Genomic DNA, 324 nt, shown 5'->3' on the forward strand with positions numbered 1-324 from the left:
CTGAGTATTGTCTATGCCCCAGCTGACCCGGTATCAAGTGACCGAAGAGGGCATACCCCAGAAAAAACAGCGCCACCAACACCAGCGTCCACCCCATGGTCCTTCGTGCTGCCTCCAACATGGCATCCCTCGCAGATTTCGCCTCTCCCGCCACGGAAGCCGGTATATCTGAGAAAACAAGTTCCGAACCCTGCTCGTCTTTATAAAAGACGGCCATAACCGTCTCCCCTCTCTGATGCGCCACCGTCGTATCTTTCACCAGCTCTTCATGCTGGAGGAAGACGTAAAGCAGTGAAACGCCAGCTCCGCCTACGATTGCAACTA

1 protein-coding gene is annotated in these 324 nt (G+C 54.6%); it reads right to left on the reverse strand.

From position 1 onward, the window contains the following. On the reverse strand, positions 1-324 hold a 324-nt coding region (locus tag EZM41_RS02820; protein ID WP_198469297.1), incomplete at both ends, for a hypothetical protein.

The organism is Acetomicrobium sp. S15 = DSM 107314 (assembly GCF_016125955.1).
Lineage (GTDB): Bacteria > Synergistota > Synergistia > Synergistales > Thermosynergistaceae > Thermosynergistes > Thermosynergistes pyruvativorans.